Annotated in this window: 5 protein-coding genes; 2 read left to right on the plus strand and 3 right to left on the minus strand. The window is 42.0% G+C overall.

The features are described 5' to 3' along the window. Nucleotides 1-196: 196 nt before the first annotated feature. From F0226_RS18455 to rplY, 3 genes are all read right to left on the minus strand, one after another. A complete protein-coding gene (locus F0226_RS18455; protein ID WP_171737013.1) occupies nt 197-2,050 on the minus strand; it encodes a M48 family metallopeptidase in 1,854 nt (617 codons plus the stop codon). Continuing rightward, on the minus strand, nt 2,050-2,640 hold the full coding sequence (locus tag F0226_RS18460) for a LemA family protein (RefSeq protein ID WP_171737014.1): 591 nt from the start codon (nt 2,638-2,640) through the stop codon (nt 2,050-2,052). Before F0226_RS18460 ends, F0226_RS18455 begins: the two co-directional genes overlap by 1 nt. Nucleotides 2,641-3,051: 411 nt before the next feature. Beyond that, nucleotides 3,052-3,330 carry a 50S ribosomal protein L25 gene (gene rplY / locus F0226_RS18465; RefSeq protein ID WP_171737015.1) on the minus strand — a complete coding sequence of 93 codons (279 nt, stop codon included), beginning with the start codon at nt 3,328-3,330 and terminating at the stop codon, nt 3,052-3,054. 354 nt (nt 3,331-3,684) lie between these two features. Between rplY and F0226_RS18470 the strand changes: the two genes are divergently transcribed. Both F0226_RS18470 and F0226_RS18475 read left to right on the plus strand, forming a co-directional pair. After that, a complete protein-coding gene (locus tag F0226_RS18470) occupies nt 3,685-4,413 on the plus strand; it encodes a glycosyltransferase (protein WP_171737016.1) in 729 nt (242 codons plus the stop codon). Between the two features lie 14 nt (nt 4,414-4,427). After that, entirely contained in the window at nt 4,428-5,684 is a 1,257-nt protein-coding gene (locus tag F0226_RS18475) for an LssY C-terminal domain-containing protein (protein ID WP_171737017.1), read from the plus strand. Nucleotides 5,685-6,000 lie beyond the last annotated feature (316 nt).

Below are 6,000 nucleotides of genomic sequence, written 5' to 3' on the forward strand. Positions count from 1 at the left end.
ACTTAGCGATACAAAAATTTGGATGTGCAAAGTTCGATAACTTTTATCAGGTCAAAGCTAAATTAACAAAATGTTAGTGAGTAAAGGTCTAACGTGAGAAGGGGTAATTGTTTATCTAATAATTTGATAATTATAAAATCGCCAGCGAGAGTCGTCGCTGGCGTTGTTTGTGTGCTCAATTTTTTATCGAAACAGCTTATATTGAAATAGTTAACGGCGGTTCTGGTACTTCAAGGAAACAGGCAACTACTCGGTACAACTCACCCTCCGCAACCGTGATCTTTCCATCTGATTCAATAGCCAAGCGGCATGCCTTTACGAACTGGTATCTTTGATTTGGTTTCAGTTGGAGTAGCAATTCCAATGCTGTTCGGCTCAATAGCCAGTTGTTGTTGGCATCTTCCAATGTCGCTTCTGCAAGCCCCAAAGAGGTGAGGGCTTCATTAAATGCGCGTTGCGCTGCTTCTCGGTCAGAGTGAGTGACCCACGCCAATTCACGCAGTAACCAATGCACGCTTTCTTTAAGCTGTTTAAAGGTTTTGTTTTGGCGAATAGAGCCAAATGGTGCAATAAGTTGCTTCTCCAACAAGTTAATCACGCACCATTCACCTAACGAGTAATGGTTATCTGTTTGAGATAGCTCTCGTAGTACTTGGCAAAGCCTGTTCTTTTGCCCTTCGCTTAGCGATTTTAGAGCAGGAATGGCTAATTCTAGGAGAGGAAGCCTTAAGTGCAGTGGTAATTCGTAATCCAACCAAGGTAATAGCTTTGCGTGTGACGCCATAGCAATGTGTCCTTTGACCATCCCACGCTGCATATCACTGCCGTCAAAGATCAGTAGCAAAGCGATAAAGCGGGAACTGTAGGGTTCACGCGCAATGTCTATCAAATCTTGAGGTAATTGGCTGATAAGCTGTTTACCTGTTTCACATAATTCAGCGGAAGTAGCGGCTGTCTCCTGAGGTGAAAAATCGGCATCAGAAGTAAACCCACTCACTTGTTCATTACCGAAGGTTGAACCATTGCTCTGATTCTTGTGAGAAAAGCTGCCATCCCAGCTTGGTTCGATACGACGAATTCGATCTTCAAGAGGCGGGTGAGTAGCAAAAAAACCATTAAAGCCAGACAGGTTACTTTGGCCAAACATCATGTGACTCATTTGACTGCTCGCTTTGGCATTCAAGCTAGAACCTGATGTGTGACCGCCAATCTTTTTCAGCGCTCCTGAAATACCTTGGTCATTGCGAGTAAACTGAACGGCACTCGCATCGGCTAAAAACTCACGCTGGCGAGAGATCGCCGCTTTAATCATGGACCCAAATAAGGTACCGACCCAACCGAGTATTAAACAGGCAATAGCAATCAGCATGATTACCATGAAACCCTTATCTGAATCGGAAGAGCTTCTTGATGCACGTCTAGTGTGGTGCGTGTTGTCTAAGACCAAGTGACCGAAATGTGCGATACAAGTAATGCCGAATAGCACGCCAATCAACCGAGTGTTCAAGCGCATATCACCATTAAAGACATGGCTAAATTCATGGGCGATAACACCTTGTAGCTCGTCACGTGTGAAGCTATCTAACGCGCCTTGTGTTACGCCAATAACGGCATCATCAATGCTCATACCTGCGGCAAATGCATTAATACCACGTTCTTGCTGCATGATATAAACAGGAGGAACGGGAATCCCTGAAGCGATAGCCATTTCTTCAACAACGTTTAGTAACTGCCTATGCTTTGCGTCTGACGTATTTGAAGAAATGAGTTTGCCCCCGATGCTTTCTGCGACGCCTCTGCCACCATTGGAAGATAGCTCGGAAAGACGAATCATTGAACTAATTGCTACTACTAAAATGACACCTGCAAAGCACAGTAGTGTGTAGGTAATAGCAGTTTGTTGATCAAAAGGTTCGCCGGTAACACTGTAATAGATACCAATCGACAACACGCTGACCAAACCAGTGATGATGAAGACTGCTAAGGCGAACAGAGACACCAAAAGCCCAGTGCGTTGACGCGCGGTATCTTGATGGTCAAAAAAATTCATCAGAACTCAACCTTTGGTGCTTCTTGAATGGCTTCAGTATCTGCAAATTCAAGTAATTTACCGTCTTGGAAACCAAACATATTAGCGAATATAACCGGTGGGAAAGTTTGCTTGTACGTATTGTAACTGGTCACAGAATCGTTAAATGCTTGGCGAGCGAAGGCAACTTTATTCTCTGTACTGGTTAACTCTTCTTGTAGCTGGCTTATGGTTTCATTGGCTTTTAGTTCTGGATAAGCTTCAACAACCACATTTAATTTGCCTAGGGCACTTTGTAACATGCCTTCAGCTTGAGCCAGCTGGCTGATCGCAGCACCGCTTTCTGGAGCGTCACTTGCTGCTTTCAAGCCTGAAATAGCTTGATTACGAGCTTGAATCACACGCTCAAACGTTTCCTTTTCATGTTCCATGTAGCCTTTAGCGGTGCTCACAAGGTTTGGGATAAGGTCATAACGACGTTTTAACTGAACCTCAATTTGAGCAAAGCTATTTTTAAAGCGATTACGTAGCGTTACTAGCTTGTTGTAAATGCTGACTGCGAACACCGCGATAAGCAAAATGATGACGATAAAAATAATAAGTGAAGTCATAGCAAGTTCCATTTTGTAGATGTATTCAAACTTTATATAAGTAATTGAGATATTTAGCAAATTAGACCGTCTATTCCGCCATTTTATCGTGTTGAGTGTCCCACTAGGCGGGTACGCATTAATTATTATTGAACTCAGGCTAAGTTTTTAACTAGAGAAAGTCACTGTTTAAGCCACCTTTCATCCATCCAGAAAAATAGGGATAAAGTGTGTGTGGGGGTAGGGAGGAGAAGTTTATTATTTTCAGTATATTGCGAGAGGTCGTAGACGTTTTTGAGGGCTCAAAAACGGTGAAACCCCGATGTTGGTAGCATCGGGGTTTCGAATTTCTAGATTTCACGACTGGTAAGATCGTTTATCTTTTCTATGCAGAAGGCTGGATTAATCCAATCTTTATTCCTTGGTAGGGAATTAGATACGGATGAAGTCCATGTGCTCAACTTTAGGCTTGAACGCGTGACGTTGAACGTCTTGCGGCTTAACCTTAACTTCAGCGCCGTCAATCACAAGAGTGATTACTTCGTAGAATTCAGGCTTATCCATTTGGTTGATCACGTCAGAGTGAACAAGTTCGATAGATACTGCTGCTGCTTCACCACCGTAAATTACAGCTGGGAATTTACCAGTGTGACGTAGGCGGCGGCTCGCACCTTTACCTAGTTCAGTACGTACTACTGCTTCAAATTTCATAGTTTTACTCTCAAATTAGTAAAATTTTAATTTCACACGACAATGCGACCTTGTCAGTGTAGTAAAACTCACACAAGAAGTTCCTGTCTGAGCGAGCGCGGATACTAACACTCTCAGATAAATGGAGCAAGAGTGGTAGAGCGTTAAATCTCTAAGCACACATTTTAAAAGAGTGTTTGCTGTTATTTTGCCCAATCTTAGAACAACTCTAGCTCAAAATCGATTCAAGGTATTTATCATGATGCGTCAAACGTATGTTTAGTGAATGGAATATGAACATTTTGCTAAGCATTCATTAAGGCTAGTGTCGTTAATCTACACCTACATTAAATGAACAGATAGATAGGTGAAGTTATGGAACCGGTAAGCATTGTAGTCATTACATTAAATGAAGAAAAACGGATTGGACGATTGATGGAAGAGCTTAGCCAGCAAACACACCAAGAGTTCGAAGTGATAGTGGTCGATTCAAATAGTGAAGACAATACTAGAGAAGTCGCACTGGCTTATGAAAGCGCTCTGCCGTCTTTAACGGTACATAAAATGGAAACACGCGGTGTCAGCTTAGGTCGTAACACCGGCGCATCACTAGCTAAGTATTCTCGAATTCTATTCCTCGATGCCGATGTTAGCTTGAATAAGAATTTCTTAGCGAGAGCGTTGGGTGAACTGGTAGAAAGAAAGTTAGAAGTGGCTGGCGTGTATATGAGCTCTAAAGACCTACCTTTGGTTCACAAAATGGGATATGGCCTTTTTAATATCGGTCTGTTTACTACGCAATTCGTATTCCCAACCGCAATAGGAGCATGCATATTTTCAACGAAACGTGCGCATGATGAAATTGGTGGCTTTGATGAAGAAATCGTTTTATGTGAAGACTGTGACTATGTAAAGCGAGCCAGTAAAACATGGCGTTTTCGCTTCTTAAAAATGACATTTGGATTTGATCCTAGAAGGTTAGATCAAGATGGTGTGCTAAAAACGGGCAGTACCTATTTAAAAGCGAATGTGAGACGCATGTTTTTTGGTGAAATGCGTAATAACGAAATGGACTACAAGTTCGGTCACTATAACGAACAGTAATAATAGGACGAACTATGTTTGAGGGGTTCAGTTTATTTCTGGGTGCGTTGGCTGATGCGCTAATTGGACCCAACCTATTTGTTCCTGGCGAACCGTTTTTTATAGCTGCTGGTTATCAGCTGTATCAAGGCGTTTGGTCTGCGGTAATATTCGTCATGATAGGTGGTTTGGTTGGTGACCAATTAAGTTATCTTATCGGCTTACATTGGGGGCAGCGAGTCCAACGGAAAATTATACAATTTCAGCCGAAAACAAAGCGCCTGATTGCTCGGTGTCGCTATTTGATGGCAAGGCGAGGCAATTATATCATCATGTTTGCGCGCTTATTAGGTCCTATCGCTTGGATTGTGCCTTTTATCGCAGGTTCTCATAAAGTGAAGTGGCGCAGTTATAGTGTGTTTTCCATCGTTGGTTTAATACTGGGTGGCGGGCAGTTCATAATATGGGGTTTGATTTTAGCGCATGGTGTTGAACACTTTCCGATACTGAATGATGCAAAAGTATTTGTAGTCGAACATCAAACTACCTTGATAGCATTAACACTTGTGACCTTGATGGGTATCCTTGGCTATAAATATCGTTGGCGCTATCTATTTGTAAAGGTCAGCATCGTATTAGTCACATCAATTGTGTATTGCAATTATGCTCATTTTTTCTGGTACTCGGATGACTTCAATACCGCTGTAGATAGCGTTACTCATACCCCAGGGATTAGTACCGAATTAAGCTATAAAGCGTTTCCTGGGAAGTCGGCATACTATGATGCTCAAGCGATTAACATTCGTTATGTCGGAGAAACACCCAAGCCATTAATGGATACACTTGGCTGGATAGAAAATAAAACATTCTCTAGAAATGAAATTGAATTTGCCGGTTATGTTTCATTGTTAAGAAGCCAAACACCACCTGTTTCTGATTTGTATTGGCAAGAAAAACCTCAAGACATGGCTTTCCAACTGCCTGGCACTTTAATGAAAAGAAGCCATATACGCTGGTGGAGAGTGGGTGTGGACTCTGAAACTAAACAACCACTATGGCTAGGTGCGATTAGCTATGACGACGGATTAAAACTAACGTCATATTCTGGAATTATGACTATTCTTCATAGTATTGATCCTAACGTAGACAAAGAGCGAGATAAGCTAGAGCAGCAAATCAAGCAACAACGCCCAGACATCCGCATCGAAAAACAGCAGTTAGTACAGCAAGAGGTGATGGATGAAGAACATGACTATTATACAGATGGTAACATCCTAATCATCAGTGGATGAATGAGTTATCTTCAGTAAAGCGACTTTAAAAAGTGATGATAAAAATGGCAGCGATTATTCGCTGCCATTTTTTAGGTTTATGTTTTATAAAAGGTATTTTATGAACCTTGAACTACGAACCATAAGCGCGTGTACTGGACGTAAGCTTACGTAATTAGAGACAGCCGGAAGAAAGTTATCAACATTGCCAGTACTTGTATGCAGACTTCCCTTGCTAGATGCTAGATGCTAGATGCTAGATGCTAGATGCTAGATGCTAGATGCTAGATGCTAGATGCTAGATGCTAGATGCTAGATGCTAGATGCTAGATGCTAG

The organism is Vibrio sp. 99-70-13A1 (assembly GCF_013114625.1).
Lineage (GTDB): Bacteria > Pseudomonadota > Gammaproteobacteria > Enterobacterales > Vibrionaceae > Vibrio.

Excerpts from the sequence above, each read along its gene's own strand:
- F0226_RS18455 (WP_171737013.1), bottom strand. The coding sequence starts at position 2,050 with ATGAATTTTTTTGACCATCAAGATACCGCGCGTCAACGCACTGGGCTT.
- F0226_RS18460 (WP_171737014.1), bottom strand. The coding sequence starts at position 2,640 with ATGACTTCACTTATTATTTTTATCGTCATCATTTTGCTTATCGCGGTG.
- rplY (WP_171737015.1), bottom strand. The coding sequence starts at position 3,330 with ATGAAATTTGAAGCAGTAGTACGTACTGAACTAGGTAAAGGTGCGAGC.
- F0226_RS18470 (WP_171737016.1), top strand. The coding sequence starts at position 3,685 with ATGGAACCGGTAAGCATTGTAGTCATTACATTAAATGAAGAAAAACGG.
- F0226_RS18475 (WP_171737017.1), top strand. The coding sequence starts at position 4,428 with ATGTTTGAGGGGTTCAGTTTATTTCTGGGTGCGTTGGCTGATGCGCTA.